13 protein-coding genes are annotated in these 15,431 nt (G+C 65.3%); 8 read left to right on the top strand and 5 right to left on the bottom strand.

What is annotated here, in order from left to right:
- Positions 1-4: 4 nt before the first annotated feature.
- Positions 5-619, bottom strand: coding sequence for a glutathione S-transferase C-terminal domain-containing protein (locus tag GV068_RS17130; RefSeq protein WP_159700410.1), 615 nt, complete (start codon positions 617-619; stop codon positions 5-7).
- Between the two features lie 147 nt (positions 620-766).
- Here GV068_RS17130 and purB point away from each other — a divergent pair, with 147 nt between their 5' ends.
- Positions 767-2,146 carry an adenylosuccinate lyase gene (gene purB, locus GV068_RS17125; RefSeq protein WP_159700407.1) on the top strand — a complete coding sequence of 460 codons (1,380 nt, stop codon included), beginning with the start codon at positions 767-769 and terminating at the stop codon, positions 2,144-2,146.
- A 34-nt stretch (positions 2,147-2,180) separates the two neighbouring features.
- Here the strand turns inward: purB and GV068_RS17120 are convergent, their stop codons facing one another.
- Positions 2,181-4,127, bottom strand: a complete 1,947-nt coding sequence (locus GV068_RS17120; protein WP_159700404.1) for a TonB-dependent siderophore receptor — start codon at positions 4,125-4,127, stop codon at positions 2,181-2,183.
- Positions 4,128-4,349: 222 nt separating this feature from the next.
- Here GV068_RS17120 and GV068_RS17115 point away from each other — a divergent pair, with 222 nt between their 5' ends.
- Genes GV068_RS17115 through GV068_RS17105 form a run of 3 tightly spaced genes read left to right on the top strand, consistent with a single transcriptional unit; the run spans position 4,350 to position 6,045 of the window.
- Positions 4,350-4,886 carry a cytochrome b gene (locus GV068_RS17115; RefSeq protein WP_159700401.1) on the top strand — a complete coding sequence of 179 codons (537 nt, stop codon included), beginning with the start codon at positions 4,350-4,352 and terminating at the stop codon, positions 4,884-4,886.
- 10 nt (positions 4,887-4,896) lie between these two features.
- Positions 4,897-5,445 carry a YceI family protein gene (locus GV068_RS17110; protein WP_159700398.1) on the top strand — a complete coding sequence of 183 codons (549 nt, stop codon included), beginning with the start codon at positions 4,897-4,899 and terminating at the stop codon, positions 5,443-5,445.
- A 24-nt stretch (positions 5,446-5,469) separates the two neighbouring features.
- Positions 5,470-6,045 (top strand): YceI family protein, encoded by a 576-nt coding sequence (locus GV068_RS17105; protein WP_159700395.1) that lies wholly within the window; start codon positions 5,470-5,472, stop codon positions 6,043-6,045.
- Between the two features lie 92 nt (positions 6,046-6,137).
- Here the strand turns inward: GV068_RS17105 and GV068_RS17100 are convergent, their stop codons facing one another.
- Entirely contained in the window at positions 6,138-7,643 is a 1,506-nt protein-coding gene (locus GV068_RS17100; RefSeq protein ID WP_159700392.1) for a glycine zipper domain-containing protein, read from the bottom strand.
- A gap of 287 nt (positions 7,644-7,930) precedes the next feature.
- Here GV068_RS17100 and GV068_RS17095 point away from each other — a divergent pair, with 287 nt between their 5' ends.
- The 3 genes from GV068_RS17095 (at position 7,931) to GV068_RS17085 (ending at position 11,837) form a co-directional block, all read left to right on the top strand.
- Positions 7,931-8,200 (top strand): GlsB/YeaQ/YmgE family stress response membrane protein, encoded by a 270-nt coding sequence (locus tag GV068_RS17095; protein WP_020656446.1) that lies wholly within the window; start codon positions 7,931-7,933, stop codon positions 8,198-8,200.
- Positions 8,201-8,269: 69 nt separating this feature from the next.
- Complete coding sequence (gene cls / locus GV068_RS17090; protein ID WP_159700389.1) at positions 8,270-9,547, top strand: cardiolipin synthase; 1,278 nt, start codon at positions 8,270-8,272, stop codon at positions 9,545-9,547.
- Between the two features lie 130 nt (positions 9,548-9,677).
- Positions 9,678-11,837 (top strand): S46 family peptidase, encoded by a 2,160-nt coding sequence (locus GV068_RS17085; RefSeq protein ID WP_159700386.1) that lies wholly within the window; start codon positions 9,678-9,680, stop codon positions 11,835-11,837.
- A 43-nt stretch (positions 11,838-11,880) separates the two neighbouring features.
- Here GV068_RS17085 and GV068_RS17080 read toward each other — a convergent pair whose 3' ends face one another.
- Positions 11,881-13,503 carry a S41 family peptidase gene (locus GV068_RS17080; protein ID WP_159700383.1) on the bottom strand — a complete coding sequence of 541 codons (1,623 nt, stop codon included), beginning with the start codon at positions 13,501-13,503 and terminating at the stop codon, positions 11,881-11,883.
- A 215-nt stretch (positions 13,504-13,718) separates the two neighbouring features.
- Here GV068_RS17080 and GV068_RS17075 point away from each other — a divergent pair, with 215 nt between their 5' ends.
- A complete protein-coding gene (locus tag GV068_RS17075) occupies positions 13,719-14,801 on the top strand; it encodes an alpha/beta fold hydrolase (protein ID WP_159700380.1) in 1,083 nt (360 codons plus the stop codon).
- On the opposite strand, the gene GV068_RS17070 is transcribed toward GV068_RS17075, so the two are convergent.
- Positions 14,764-15,429, bottom strand: coding sequence for a CatA-like O-acetyltransferase (locus tag GV068_RS17070; protein WP_159700377.1), 666 nt, complete (start codon positions 15,427-15,429; stop codon positions 14,764-14,766). The two genes, GV068_RS17075 and GV068_RS17070, sit on opposite strands and share 38 nt — an antisense overlap.
- Positions 15,430-15,431: the final 2 nt, after the last annotated feature.

Below are 15,431 nucleotides of genomic sequence, written 5' to 3'. Positions count from 1 at the left end.
GTACTCACGCGAGGAAGGGCGCGGTGTCGCGGAACGACGGGCGTTCGGCGAGTTTGTCGGCCAGGCGCGCCAGGTTCGGATAGTCGCCGCGCCAGTCGATCTCGGGGAAGCGGAAGGCGAGCCAGCCCAGCGCGCAGCCGGCCGCGACGTCGGCCAGCGTGTAGTGGATGCCCATGCAGTAGGCCGATTCGCCGAGGCGTGTCGACATCTCGCGCAGGCCGGCATGCACCTTGCCCAGCTGGCGCTCGATCCACTGGGCGCTCTGCAGCTCGGGCGCGCGGTCGCGGCGCTCGATGAAGACCAGGATGGCGGCGTCCAGCACGCCGTCGGCCAGCGCTTCCCACACCTTGACTTCGGCGCGGTCACGGCCGTTCGGCGGCAGCAGCTTGCACACCGGGGAGATGGTGTCGAGGTATTCGGCGATCACGCGCGAGTCGTACAGCGTGCTGCCGTCTTCCATCACGAGGCAGGGGATCTTGCCCAGCGGGTTGACCTGCTGGATCATGGTCTCCGGCACCCAGACGTTCTCCTGTTCGAAACTGAAATCCAGCTTCTTGTCCGCCATCACGACGCGGACTTTACGCACAAAGGGACTGGTGACTGAACCGATGAGTTTCATACATGCCCGAATAAGAAGATTGGGTGCCAGTATAACATCGCCATTTTGCCGCTTGTCTGCGCCGGACCGGTCCCGGCAAGACCGCGCGCGCAAGGCCTCGCGCCGCACCCGGTGGTAAAATCCGCGTTTTTGCACGGACCGCCCGCCATGACCTCTACCGTCCCCTCCCCTACCCTGTCGGCCCTGTCCCCGCTGGATGGCCGCTACGCGTCGAAAACCGACAAGCTGCGCCCGATCCTGTCCGAAGCGGGCTTCATGCACCACCGCGTGAAGGTCGAAATCGCCTGGCTGCAGGCGCTGTCGCAGGCCGGCTTCCCGGAGATCAAGCCGTTCTCGAGCGAAGCGAATGCTCACCTCGAACGCATGGCGGCGAACTTCGGCGAGCCGGAAGCAGCGCGCATCAAGGAGATCGAGGCGGTCACCAACCACGACGTCAAGGCGGTGGAGTACTGGCTCAAGGAGCAGGTGAAGGACGTGCCGGAACTGGTGGCGGCGAGCGAGTTCATCCACTTCGGCTGCACCTCGGAAGACATCAACAACACCTCGCACGGCATGATGCTGAAAGCGGCCCGTGACGGCGTACTGCTGCCGGCCCTGCAAGGCATCATTGCAAAGCTGACCGACATCGCCCACGTCAATGCCGATCTGCCGATGCTGTCGCGCACCCACGGCCAGACCGCCAGCCCGACCACCCTCGGCAAGGAATTCGCCAACGTGGTCGCGCGTCTGCAGCGCGCCGTCAAGCGCATCGCCGACGTCGAGATCCTCGGCAAGATGAACGGCGCAGTGGGTAACTACAATGCGCACCTGTCGGCCTACCCGGGATTCGACTGGCCGGCGTTTTCCAAAGAGGTGATCGAACAGCGCCTCGGCCTGGTCTTCAATCCCTACACCATCCAGATCGAACCGCACGACTACATGGCCGAGATGTTCGACGCCATCGCGCGCACCAACACCATCCTGCTCGACCTGAACCGCGACATCTGGACTTACGTCTCGCTCGGCTACTTCAAGCAGAAGCTCAAGGCCGGCGAGATCGGCTCGTCGACCATGCCGCACAAGGTCAACCCGATCGACTTCGAGAACTCGGAGGGCAACCTGGGGCTGGCCAACGCGGTGCTGCGCCACATGGCCGAGAAGCTGCCGGTCTCGCGCATGCAGCGCGACCTCACCGATTCGACCGTGCTGCGCAACATCGGCGTCGGCTTTGGCTACGCGCTGCTGGCCTACGACAGCTGCCTGCGCGGCCTGAACAAGCTGGAAGTGAACGCGGCGCGTTTGGAAGCGGACCTGGACGCGAGCTGGGAAGTGCTGGCCGAGCCGGTGCAGACCGTGATGCGCCGCTACGGCATCGAGAATCCCTACGAGCAGCTCAAGGAACTCACCCGCGGCAAGGGCATCACCCGCGAAGCGCTGCAGGAGTTCATCGGCAAGCTGGCGATTCCGCAGGAAGCCAGGGACCTGCTGCTGCAAATGACGCCGGCGAACTACACCGGTCTGGCCGCGGAACTGGCGAAAGCCATCTAAGTAGTGAAAGGGGCAGCTGGGCTGCCCCTTTTCTTTAATACTCCCAGATCAGCTTCGCGCCCAGGCGCCGTTCGATCTCGGCGCGGTACAGGATCGTCCCGTATTCCCCATGGCCGCCGGTGAGGTTCTCGCCGGTCAGCGACAGCTCCAGCCCCGGCCGGATGCGCCAGCCGAAGCGCGCGTCCAGCGCCGTGTACGAGCGCACGTCCGGGAAGGACTTGCCCGCCACCTTGCGCAGCGTGAGCTCGACGTCGCGCCGGTCGTCGATGCCGTAGACCGAGCGCAGCTGGAAGGTATGCGCCGGGTCGCGCTTGGCCACCCGGATCGCGCCGGTGTCGGTGCTGCCGGGCTTCAGGTCCAGCTTCTGGTGCATCGCGGTCCAGCCGGCCGACAGGCGCCAGCGCTGCGCCGCCTGCCAGCTGCCCCAGGCCTCGATCCCGCTCGCGCGCCCTTCCATCAGGCTGTCGAAGGTGATGAAGCCGGCCGGGTTGGTTTCCGTCGTACGCAGGTAGTCGTAATCGTGGTGGAACAGGGTCACGGAATAGGACAGCGGCGCCACCGGGTTGCCGCGGTAGCCCAGTTCGAACACCTGCGCCACTTCGCCGCGTACCTGCGGCCCGCCGCGCAGCAGGAAGGGCGGACGGCCCGGCAGGAAGGCGTCGACGTCCAGGCGCGACGGCGCACGCACGGTGCGCGAGGCCGCTGCCCACAGCGTGTGCTGGGGCGACAGGCGCCACGACAGGCGTGCGCTCGGCAGCCATTCGGCGCCGGTGTATTCGTTGTATTCGACGCGGCTGCCCAGGGTCAGGTACCAGTCCTGCATGAGGGCGATCTCGTCCTGCGCGAACAGGCTGGCCCACTGCTGGGTGGTGCGCGCCGGTAGGAAAGCGACGGTCGGGCTGTTGTCGACGCGGTCGCGGCTATGGCGGTAGTTGGCGCCCCAGACGATGCGGTGCGCGCCGACTGGCGCGAGCGTGTGCTGGAACTGCAGGTCGGTGGTGGTCAGGCGCTCGCCGAACAGCGGCTCGGCGCGGCGCAGGGTGTGATCGAAGTAGGCCTGCGCCAACAGGCTGCCGCCATTGTCCAGCGCGTGTTCCCAGCGCGCGGTGAGGTTGATGCCGTCCGAGCGCACCCGGCCCAGGGTGGCGGGCACGCCGGGTGCGGCGATCTCGCCCGGGGCCGGCTGGTCGAAGCGGCCGCGGTAGGCATTGCCGATCAGGCTGACACGGTCGGCGCCGCGCTCCCAGTCGGCGCGCGCGCCCACCAGGGTGCGGCGATAGGAATCGTTGACCGGCGCGCCGCTGGCCAGTTCGCTGTCCTCGCGCCAGGTGGTCTTGCCGAAGGCGCGCCAGGCGACGCCGTTTGCCGTGGTGCCGCCCTGCCGGAAACTGGCGGTGGCGCCATCGGTGGCGGCCTGCAGGACGGCCATGCTGCCCTGGGTATCGTGCGCCGCGCGGGTGGTGATGTTGATGACGCCATTCACCGCGTTCAGGCCCCACAGCACCCCGCCCGGGCCGCTGATCACTTCGATGCGCTCGACGTCTTCCAGCATCACTTCCTGGGCGTCCCAGAACACGCCGGAGAACAGCGGCGTGTAGACCGAGCGGCCGTCGACCAGCACCAGCAGCTTGTTCGAATAACTGTTGCCGCTCTGGTTCAGGCCGCGCGCGCTGATGGAATAGCTGTAGCCGTTGATGCGCGCCACGTGCAGGTTCGGCGCCAGGCGCAGCACTTCCGGCAGGGTGGCGGCGCCGGAGCGGCGGATGTCGTCGGCGGTGATGACAAAGACGGCGGCGGCCGCATCCTGCAGGCGCTCGGGACGCTTGGACACCGACATCACAGGGATATTCGCCAGTTCTTCGATCGACAGGTCGGCCAGGTTTTCGGGTTTGAGGTCGCGGTTTTCGGCCAGGGCCGGCAGTGCGCAAACAAAAGCCAGGCAGGCGGCGAGTCGTCTCAGCGGGAAGTGCGAATGTGGCATACGAGGGTCGGCGATCATATATTGCTCCCTGGCACCATATGGTTTCGCCAGTAATCTCTGATAAACGGTTTTTTTGACGATTTTACATTCCCGACGCCGTGGCTGGGCAGGTTTTGCAATCCGTGCTAGTGTACCCAGCGAAAAATTGCCCTCAGCAGCAGGCTCCCGTAAAGACTGGTATAGTTAGTTCTAACACGTACAACTTTCCAAAAAAGAATCTTTATGCACCGTTACACCACTCCGGCCATCGTCCTGCACTGGCTGATCGCGCTGCTGATTGTCGGCACCTTCACGCTCGGGCTGGTGATGACGGACATCCCCGGCATCACGCCAACCAAGCTGAAATACTTCAACTGGCACAAGTGGGCCGGCGTCGGCGTGCTGCTGCTCGCCGCGCTGCGCCTGCTGTGGCGCCTGTTCCGCCATCCGCCGGCCTACGCCGACGCCATGCCGGCCTGGCAGCGCGGCGCCTCCCACGGCCTGCACTGGCTGCTGTACATCCTGATGTTCGCCGTGCCTCTGTCGGGCTATTTCTACAGCCTGGCCAGCGGCTATCCGATCGTCTGGTTCGGCGTGATCGAACTGCCGGTGCTGATGGGGCCGGACCCGCTTCTGAAGCCCGTGCTGAAGGATGTCCACTACTGGCTCAACATGCTGCTGGCCGGCCTGGTCGGCCTGCACGTGGCGGCCGCGTTCAAGCACCTGCTTGTCGACCGCGACGGCGTGATGGCGCGCATGCTGCCTTTTTCTTCTCGTTAAGGAGTTCCCGATGAAACCACTGAAAGGCCTGTTGCTGGCCTCCCTGTTCGCCAGCGCCATCGCCGGCGCCGCTCCCCTGAAAACGGATCCTGCCAAGAGCAGCGTCACGGCCACCTTCAAGCAGATGGGCGTGCCGGTCGACGCCAGGTTCAAGCAATTCAGCGCGCAGATCGACTATGACGCGGCCAAGCCGGCCGCATCGAAAGCGACGGTCGAGATCCAGACCGCCAGCCTCGACCTGGGCGACGCCGAGTACAACAAGGAAGTGGCCAAGAAGGAGTGGTTCAACGTCGCCCAGTATCCGAAGGCGAGCTTCGTCTCCACCGCCATCGCCCCGGCCGGCGCGGGCAAGCTCAATGTGAAGGGCAAGCTGACCATCAAGGGCAAGAGCAGCGACGTCAGCTTCCCGCTCACCCAGAAAACGGAAGCAGGAAAACAGGTTTTCGAAGGTCAGCTGCCGATCAAGCGGCTGGCCTTCAACATCGGCGAAGGCGAGTGGAAGGACACCAGCATGGTCGCCGATGAAGTTGTCATCAAGTTCCATATCACCGCGCAGTAATCCACCTCAGCAAGGGAAAGTCCTATGAAAATCAAGCACCTGATCGCGGCCCTGGCCGCTTCGAGCACCCTCGGCGCCGGCATCGCCTTCGCCGCCGACACCTACAAGATCGACCCGAGCCACACCTACCCGAGCTTCGAGGCCGACCACATGGGCATCTCGGTCTGGCGCGGCAAGTTCAACAAGACCGAAGGCACCGTGGTCCTGGACCGCGAGAAGAAGACCGGCAGCATCGACATCGTCATCGACACCACCAGCGTCGACTTCGGCCACGAAGGCATGAACGGGCACGCGAAGAAGGCCGACATGTTCGACGTCGCCCAGTTCCCGACCGCGACCTTCAAAGCCAAATCGATCAAGTTCACCGGCGACGTTCCGACCTCGGCCGATGGCGAACTGACCATCCGCGGCGTGACCAAGCCACTGACCCTGAACATCAACAAGTTCAAGTGCATCGAGCACCCGATGACCAAGCGTGAAGTGTGCGGCGCCGACGTCACCGGCGTGTTCAACCGCGGCGACTACGGCATCAACGTCGGCCTGCCGCGGTTCTCGCCGGAAGTGAAACTGGCGATCCAGGTGGAAGCCGGAAAGCAGTAATCGCTTTCCCAAAGAAAAAGCCCCGGTGCATTCAGTGCACCGGGGCTTTTTTTCATCCTGCAGCCGCCCGCATGGGGCGGCCATCGTGCAGATTAGCGGCCGTCGCGGTCGGCGTCACCCGGAATCGCGCGCTCGACCTTGTGCCATGCGGCACGCGAGGCGTGCTTGGCCTGTTCCCAGCTCAGGCGCGAATTGCCCTTGGTGCGTTCCCACTCGGTCGACAGCTCGTTCTCGTGCATGTCGTAGCTGCCCGGATAGCGGCCTGCCGAGTTGTAGCCCAGCGCATAGGCCGGTGCGTAGTCGTCGTAGGTGTAGCCCGGGGTGTAGTACGGCTGGGTCTGGTACGCAGTGCGCCAGTGGGCGTCTTCCGCCTGCGGGTTGACCATCTTGGCCACGCCCTTGCCGGCCATGCCGCCGACTGCCGCGCCGATACCGGCGCCGACCACCGCACCGACCGGGCCGCCGACGGCGCCGCCGATCACCGAACCGCCCACCGCCGCACCGGCGCCGGCGCCGGCGCCGGTTGCCAGGTGGTGGTCACGCAGTTCGTCGCCCGGTTTCGGGTTCACGACTTCGCCGGTACCCTTGCCTGCTGCACCGCCGGCCAGGCCGCCGATGACGGCGCCCGCAGCGGCGCCCACCGGGCCCGCCACCGCACCTGCAGCCGCACCGACCGCTGCGCCGCCGCCCGCGCCGACGCCCTGCGCCAGGTTATGGTCGTTCAGGTCGTCGGTCGCCTTCGGGTTCACCACTTCGCCCGCGCCGCGGCCGGCTGCGCCGCCCGCCAGGCCGCCGACCACTGCACCGGCAGCCATGCCGATCGGGCCTGCCGCCGCGCCGGCCATTGCGCCGACTGCCGCGCCGCTGCCGGCGCCCACGCCCTTGGCCAGGTAGTGTTCCGACAGGTCGTCGCCCGCTTTCGGGTTCACGACTTCGCCCACGCCCTTGCCGGCCATGCCGCCGGTGACCGCGCCGATGGCGGCGCCGGCCACGGTGCCGATCGGGCCGGCTGCCGAACCGATGGCCGCGCCTGCCGCTGCGCCGCCCAGGGCGCCGACACCGGTGCCGATGATGTGGGTGCCGCCGCTGTCGGTCCAGGATTGTTCGATGTGGCGTGCGTCTTCGTCCGAACGGGCGTTCACGCCCATCACGATGCCGCCGCTCTTGATGCCTTCTTCATAGTGCTTGGCGCGTTCTTCCGGGATGCCTGCGCCGATCAGGGCGCCGATCAGGCCGCCGGTGATACCGCCGGCGCCTGCGCCGGCCAGGGCTGCCGCCAGCGGGCCGGCGACGACCACGCCCAGGCCTGGCAGCACGAGGGTGGTGCCGACGGCGGCGATGCCGGCCAGCACGGCGCCGATGGTGCCGCCGATACCGGCGCCGATGCCTGCGCCTTCGGCAGCCTTGCTGCCCAGTTCAGTGTCGGTGTCGTGGAAGTGGGTCTTGCGGGTGGTGTCCGACATCATCAGGTTGACGTCGTCCTTGCTGTAGCCGCGGGTCGAGATCGAGCTATAGGCGCGTTCGGCGCTGGCACGGTCAGGGAACAGGCCGGTAACCATGCGGGAATTTTGGTTGTTATTCGAATCGTAGTTGCTCATGGCGAATCCTTTCAGAAGGTTCAGGTACTGGTGACTGCAAAACGGTATTCGGTGTTGCAAGTGTTGAAACCTTATGCCCCACACGGGACCTCTTCTGTTCGCTGACGCACCGTACCCATTTTCTTTTTACTCATCCGTACGGTGCGCCAGAACAGGCTTGCAGATTCGCCGTCTAACGTTCGTTGCCGCACCGACCTGAAGGGGACTGGTCTCTAGACTTTTCTCCATGGCCACGGCAATTTAATCGGCCTGGGGGTATGTTTTCTTACACTTGAAGGAGGTACACCATGTTATTCATCATTTGGATCGTTGTCGGTGGTATTCTGGGCTGGCTGGCCAGCATGGTCATGAAAACCGACGCAGAGCAAGGCATGATTCTCAATGTCGTGGTTGGTATTGTCGGCGCCTTCCTGGGCGGCTGGCTCCTGTCGCCGCTGTTCGGCTCCGGCACCATCAATTCGGACGACTTCAGCGTTTCGTCGCTGCTGGTTTCGTTCCTGGGCGCCGTCATCCTGCTGGCTATCGTGAACCTGCTGCGTCGCGGCCGCGTTCGCTAATAGCGAGTGGAATGCACTTTCTAAAAACCAACGCTTTATGCGTTGGTTTTTTTACGCCTGCGATTCGCCATGCGCCCAAAACTGTTCTGGACAATATTAATCACGGTCGCCCTCACGCTGGTCGGCGGCATTCTCGCGCTCAATTTCATGCCTGGCGAGAAGCAGATCGAGACCCGCCTGGCGCGCCAGTACGAAACGGATGACCCGCAGTTCCGCCGCTCGCTCGGCGTCCTGCTCGGCCCGCCCCTCCTCGAAGGCAACAAGGTCGACGTGCTGCTCAACGGCGACCAGATCTTCCCCGCCATGCTGGACGCGATCCGGAAGGCAGAGAAATCGATCACGTTTGAAACCTATATCTACTGGTCCGAATCGATCGGCAAGGAATTCGCCGACGCCCTGATGGAGCGCGCCCGCGCCGGCGTCAAGGTGCACGTGATGCTCGACTTCATGGGCAGCGTGAAAATGGATCTGGCCCAGATCGACGAGATGAAGAAGGCTGGCGTGCTGGTACAGCGCTATCACAAGCCGGTGTGGTGGAAGCTGGCGCGCCTGAACAACCGCACCCACCGCAAGCTCCTGGTCATCGACGGCAAGCTCGGCTTCACGGGCGGGGTCGGCATCGCCGACCAGTGGCGCGGCAACGCCCAGGACGAGAATCACTGGCGCGACACCCATTTCCGCATCCAGGGTCCGGTGGTCGGCCAGATCCAGGCCGTATTCAACGACAACTGGCTGAAGGCCACCGGCACCGTGCTCGACGGTCCGGATTATTTCCCCGCCTTGCAAGCCGTGGGCGACATGCCGGCCCAGATGTTCTCCAGCTCGCCTACCGGCGGCAGCGAATCGATGCACCTGATGTACCTGATGGCGATCACCGCAGCGCGCAAGACCATCGACCTGTCGGCGGCCTACTTCGTGCCGGACGACCTGACCATCCGCACCCTGATCGAAGCGGCCAAGCGCGGCGTGCGCGTGCGCATCCTGATGCCGGGCAAGTTCATCGATTCCGACCTCGTGAAAGCCGCCTCGCGCGAGCGCTGGGGCGAGCTGCTGGCGGCCGGCGTCAAGCTGGCGGAATACCAGCCCACGATGTACCACGTGAAGGCGCTGATCGTCGACGAGCTCCTGGTGTCGGTCGGCTCGACCAATTTCGACAACCGCTCCTTCAGCATCAACGACGAAGCCAACCTGAACGTCCTGCACCGCGAGTTCGCGCGCCAGCAGACCGCGATCTTCGAGGACGACTGGAAGCGTTCGAACACGGTGACGCGCGCCGAGTTCCGCGAGCGGCCCTGGTGGCAGCGCGTGACCACCAGCGTGGCTTCGCTGGTTGGCGAGCAGCTGTAAAGATAATTCCTGGAGGAAAAGGAGCACTTTGTCGGCGCGAAATAGTGGTTGACGATGCATATACGTATTACGGATACTCTCGGATGCTCCGCGGAGCCCGAGTGTTCCCATCCCAACTTCATAGACGCGAATGAAAAAGACCCTCCTCTCGCTGGCCATCCTGACCAGCTTCGCCGCACAAGCGGACGAAGGCATGTGGATGCCGCAGCAGCTGCCACAAGTAGCCAAGCAACTGAAAGCCGCCGGCCTCAAGCTCGATCCGGCCACCCTGACCAAGCTGACCGAATTCCCGATGGGCGCCATCGTGAGCCTGGGCGGTTGCTCGGCCTCCTTCGTGTCGCCGCAAGGCCTGGTCATCACCAACCACCACTGCGTGTACAACAGCGTGGCAGTCAACTCGACGCCGGAACGCGACCTGCTGGCCAACGGTTTCCTGGCCAAGAACTTCGCCGAGGAACTGCCGGCCGCGCCGGGCAGCCGCGTCTACGTGACCGAGGAAGTGGCGAACGTCACCAGCCAGATCATCACCCCGGACGTCGCCAAGCTGAGCGGCAAGGCGCGCATCGACGCCATCGAGAAGAACCAGAAGAAGCTGGTGTCGGAATGCGAAAAGGATGCCGGCTACCGCTGCACCGTGGCCAGCTACTACGGCGGCCTGGAGTTCTACCGCCTGAAGCAACTCGAAATCCGTGACGTGCGCCTGGTGCACGCCCCGCCGGCCGGCGTCGGCAAGTTCGGCGGCGACACCGACAACTGGATGTGGCCGCGCCACACCGGCGACTACGGCTTCTACCGCGCCTATGTGAGCAAGGACGGCAAGGCCGCCGAGTTCTCGAAGGACAACGTGCCTTACCAGCCGAAGCACCACCTGAAGATCGCCACCGAAGGTTCGAAGGAAGGCGATTTCATCATGGTGCTGGGCTACCCGGGCCGCACCAACCGCCACCGCCTGCCGTCGGAAGTCGCCTCGACCTTCGACTGGAACTACCCGGCCTTCGTGGCCGCCTCCGGCGAGACCCTGGCGATCATCGAACGCGAGACCAAGAACGACCCGGCCGCCAAGCTGAAGTATGCCGGCCAGATCGCCAGCGTCAACAACTACTACAAGAACCGCAAGGGCATGCTGACCTCGTACGCGAACAGCGACTTCCTGCAGCGTAAGACGGCCGAGCACAAGGCCCTGAAGGCCTGGGTCAACGCCAACCCGGCGCGCAAGGCGCAGTACGCCGCCGACATCGAGCAGGCCGAGAAGCTGATCGCCGAGCGCGACGCCAGCGCCAAGAAGGGCTTCTACCTGGGCTACGCCCAGCCGAAGTTCCTGTCCTCGGCGCGTTCGCTGTACCGCCTGGCCAACGAGCGCACCAAGCCGGACGCCGAGCGCAAGAGCGGCTTCCAGGAACGCGACATGCCGCGCTGGAACTCGATCGTGGCAGGCCAGGACCGCACCTACGACGAAAAGGTCGACAAGGCGCTGGTGCTGAACTTCCTGACCAAGTACAACGCGCAGCCGGCTGCCGAGCATGACGCGGCCTTCGACGCCGCGCTGGGCATCCGCGCCGGCATGAGCGAGCTCGAGCTGAAGGCCGCGCTGGACCGCATCTACGCCGGTTCCAAGCTGGCCAACAAGGAAGAGCGCGCGACCTGGCTGACGAAGTCGCCGGCCGAATTCCAGGCCTCGCACGACAGCTTCATCCGCGCTGCCGTCGCCATGTACGACGCGGGCCTGAAAGAAGAAGCCAAGGAAGAGGAACTGGCAGGCAAGATCCAGCAAGCCTACGGCAACTACATGAAGGCCAAGATCGCCTACATGAACAGCAAGGGCCAGGCCGTCTACCCCGACGCCAACGGCACCCTGCGCGTCACCTTCGGCAAGATCGCCGGCCGTGACGTCGGCGCCGACGGCACCGAAGGCTGGACCGCGTTCACGACCATCAAGGGCGTGGTGGCCAAGCACACCGGCGAGGGCGAGTTCAACGCGCCGGCAGCCCAGCTGGCCGCGATCCAGGCCAAGGACTTCGGCAAGTACGTCGATCCGAAGCTGAAGACCGTGCCGGTCAACTACCTGGCGACCCTGGACATCACCGGCGGCAACTCGGGTTCGGCAGCGCTGAACTCGAAGGCCGAGCTGATCGGCCTGGCCTTCGACGGCACCCTGGACTCGATCATCTCGGACTGGGACTTCAACAAGGCCATGACCCGCGACATCCAGGTCGACGTGCGCTACATCCTGTGGAACATGAAGCACGTGGACAAGGCGGATAACCTGCTCAAGGAAATGAACGTGCAATAAGCCTTCGGCTAGCGTTCCCCTGCGGCGCCTTCGGGCGCCGTTTTCATTTCTGCTTCAGTTTTTCCAGCGCGGCCAGGGCCGAAGCCGAACTGCGGTCCAGCGCCAGCGCCTTGCGGTAAGCTTCCTCCGCCTGCACGCGCTCGCCCAGCGCCAGCTGCGCCGCCCCGATCCCGTCCCAGGCGTAGGAAGCCTCCGGGTAGCCCTCGGCCCACAGCCTGAAGTCGGCCAGCGCCGCCGCCGGCTGGCCTTTCGCCAGCAGCGCGTGGCCGGCGCGGTAAAACTCCATCTGCACGTCGGCATAGCGGTTGCGCGGCTGCGCGCGCCAGTCGGCATAGGCCTTGCGCTGGCCGTCCGGCGTGGCCGGCGCCTGAAGCAACAGGTCTCCCAGCGGTGTCGCGGGACGATAGGCCAGGACGGCGGCCAGGGCCGGATCCTCGCCGCGGCGGTAGGCGTCGAAAGTGAGCGGCGCCGCCACCGCGGGCGCGCTCCAGGGGCGGCGGTCGCGCTCGTCCTCCTGCCACCAGATGGTCGAGACCCGCACCGTGATGCCGCTATTGGGCAGCGTGATCCGGCGCGAGTCGCCGTGCGAATTCGCCTTGCCGCCGGTGGGCTCGCCCACCAGCACCGCCTCGGTATATTTTTCCAGGTCGTTGACCAGGAACTGCGCCGCCGAGAAAGTGCTGCGGCCCGTGATGGCGAACAGTTGGCGCTTCGCTTCCGGCGGCGTGGCGCGCAGCAGGGCTGCGATCAGGGGCGGCACCAGCATGCCGTTGCCGCCGCGGTTCAGGCGCAGGTCGAGCACGATCTTCTCCACCGGCTGGCTGGCCGCAGCCTGCCCGATGCGCGCCGCGAACTGCGCCAGCGACTCCTCTTTCTCGTTGCCGACCTGGTTGAACTGCACGTAGAGCAGCTTGTACGCGCCCAGGTACTCCATGCGGAACTTGCTGTCGGCGTCCTTGAGCCACAGCGGCGTCGTGGCGCGCGCATCGACCCAGCCGGGGCGCGGCATGAAGCTGGTGTCGGTATCCGGCGGCATCATGGTAGCCGGCTGCGGGTTGCTCAGCTCGACCGTGCTGCGTTTTCCATCGCGTTCGATGACGAGGCGCGCCCGGTCGGGCGAGTCCGACAGGCCGAAGGCGTGCAGCACTTCCGGCATCGCCAGGAGGTGCGGTGCGAAGAACAGCGCGTTCTGCTCGTTGTCGCGGCCGACGATTTGGCGCACCGCCGCGTAGGCCTGCGCCACCGTCCTGTCGCCGAAGCCGATTACCTTGGCGCCGACCAGGTCGCGGTGCGCTTCGTGCGCCGTGCGCACGTACAGGCCGTCATCGAAAAAGTACAAACCAATGGGGAAGGCGCGAAAGCCGATTTTCGGGTCGCGCGTCGGCGCGATATTGGTGTGGCCGTCTTCCACCATGCCCACGATGCGCGCCATCTCGACGATGACCTGGTGGCGCGGCAAGCTGTCCAGCTTCGCGTCGAGCGCGGCGATCGCAGCCTGGAACTGCTCGCGCGTCATCGTATGGTAGAGGTTGCGGTGCCGCACCGGCATCGTCTCCGCCATCACCTTCAGGTCCTCGCGCCACTGCTGCGGCGTGAGCTTGTCCGTTTGCCCGAATGCGGGCAGGCTGCCGGTAACGAATACCGCAGCCGCGATCCAACGCCACATGGTGCCTCCCCAGTTTGTCGATGGGTTCATGCTAGCCATCGCGGTGGCGCAGCGCCCCGGGAGTGCGACAGCCTGCATATTGGCGGGGACAGGACGCACGAACGGCGGACGGATCTTCCCGTTCGCCCCACCGATCGTGCAGTCCGTCGCGTGCCGGGTGCGCCGCATGCAGATGCAAGGCTATGCTCTTTCCATCAACCGGAAAGGACACACACATGAAGAAAGCATGGCTGTTCATCGGCGCGCTGCTGGCATCCGCCTGCGCCCTGGCGCAGGAAGCCCCCGACCCGTACGCGAAGTCGCGCGCCATCATCGAAGACCTGGGCCGCATCAGCGCCCCGACCGGCGTGCAGGAGTCGTACAAGACCCGCATCGGCGGCGTCGACCAGTGGCTGAACGTGCGCGGCCAGGACCGCGGCAACCCGATGATCCTGTTCGTGCATGGCGGCCCGGCCTCGCCCGTCACCCCGACTATGTGGCAGTTCCAGCGTCCGATCGAGGAATACTTCACGGTGGCGAACTGGGACCAGCGCGGCGCCGGCAAAAGCTACGGCGAGACCGATCCCGACAAGCTGGCGCCCACCATCCGCATCGAGCGCTACGTCGACGACGCGATCGAGGTGGCCGAGCATCTGAAGGCGCGCTACGGCAAGCGCAAGCTGATCCTGATGGGTCACAGCTGGGGCACTATCGTCGGCATGCGCGCTGCGCTGAAGCGCCCCGACCTGTTCTACGCCTACGTTGGCATCGGCCAGGTGCTGAGCGTGCGCGAGAACGAGCGCATCAGCTTCGAGTACGCCTACGAGCGCGCCAAACGCGAGAACAACGTAGAAGCGGTCAAGGAGATGGCCTCGATCGCGCCCTACCCCGGCGACCAGCCGATCACACGCGAGCGCATCATCATCGCGCGCAAGTGGCCGCAGCACTACGGCGGCCTGTCGGCCTTCCGCAGCGATTCCAGCTACTTCTTCCGCGGCCCGCTCCTCTCGCCCGAGTACACGCCGGCCCAGGTGCAGGACATCGACAAGGGCAGCGTGCTGACCCTGGGCCGGGTGCTGCCGGAATTCCTGGAGGTGGACTTCTCGAAGGTGAAGCGCTTCCCGATCCCGGTGGTGATGTTCCTGGGCCGCCACGACTACACCACGCCGGCGGCGCCGACGGTGGACTGGATGGACAAGGTCGACGCGCCTTACAAGCGCATGGTGTGGTTCGAGCGCTCGGCCCATATGGTGCCGTGGGAAGAACCAGGCAAGCTTCTCGTCAGCCTGCTCGAGGTGGTGAAACCGCTGGCGAAATGATGGTCTCCAGCTCGGCCGCGATGGTAGCGGCCAGCTGGTGGATGTGGAAGCCGTCGACGAAGCCGTGGTGCGCCTGCACCGAGAACGGCAGCTCCAGCCGGCCGGCAGGCAGGTCGCGGTACTTCCCCCAGGCGAAGGACGGGATGTCCGGCTGCGCCAGCGAGGCGCTCGGATGCTGGATCGAGGTAAAGGCGAGCCAGGGGATGCAGGTGACGAAGACCTGCTCCTTGGCTTGCAGGGGCGTGCGCGCGGCGTATTCCATGTTGAGCTCCGCCATGCTGCTGGCCGCCTCGCGCGCCGCGACGCCGCGCGCGACGAATTCGCGCAGGTCGTCGGACCAGTCGAACTGGGCGAAATTCAGGTCATTGTGCTGGTTGACCACCGTGAAGGACGGGATCAGGCGCTCGATGCGGATCACTTCGCCGTCCAGGATACGGTAGCGGAAGTTCTCGACCTTTAGCACCGAGCGCAGTACGGCGCACAAGAGCACGTGGAAAGGCGCCAGGCCCTGCTCTTTGCACCAGGCCCGGAAATCGGGAAGCTCGAGCGGGAAGCAGATGTTGACCGCGGCGCTGTCCATCGCATCGAACAGGGCAAAGCGGTCGCGCCGCCGCTCGAACTTCTCCATTT

Source organism: Massilia sp. 9I (genome assembly GCF_902506415.1).
GTDB lineage: Bacteria > Pseudomonadota > Gammaproteobacteria > Burkholderiales > Burkholderiaceae_D > Telluria.
Note: the sequence above shows the minus strand (reverse complement) of the source record. Positions and strands in the feature narration are given on the sequence as shown.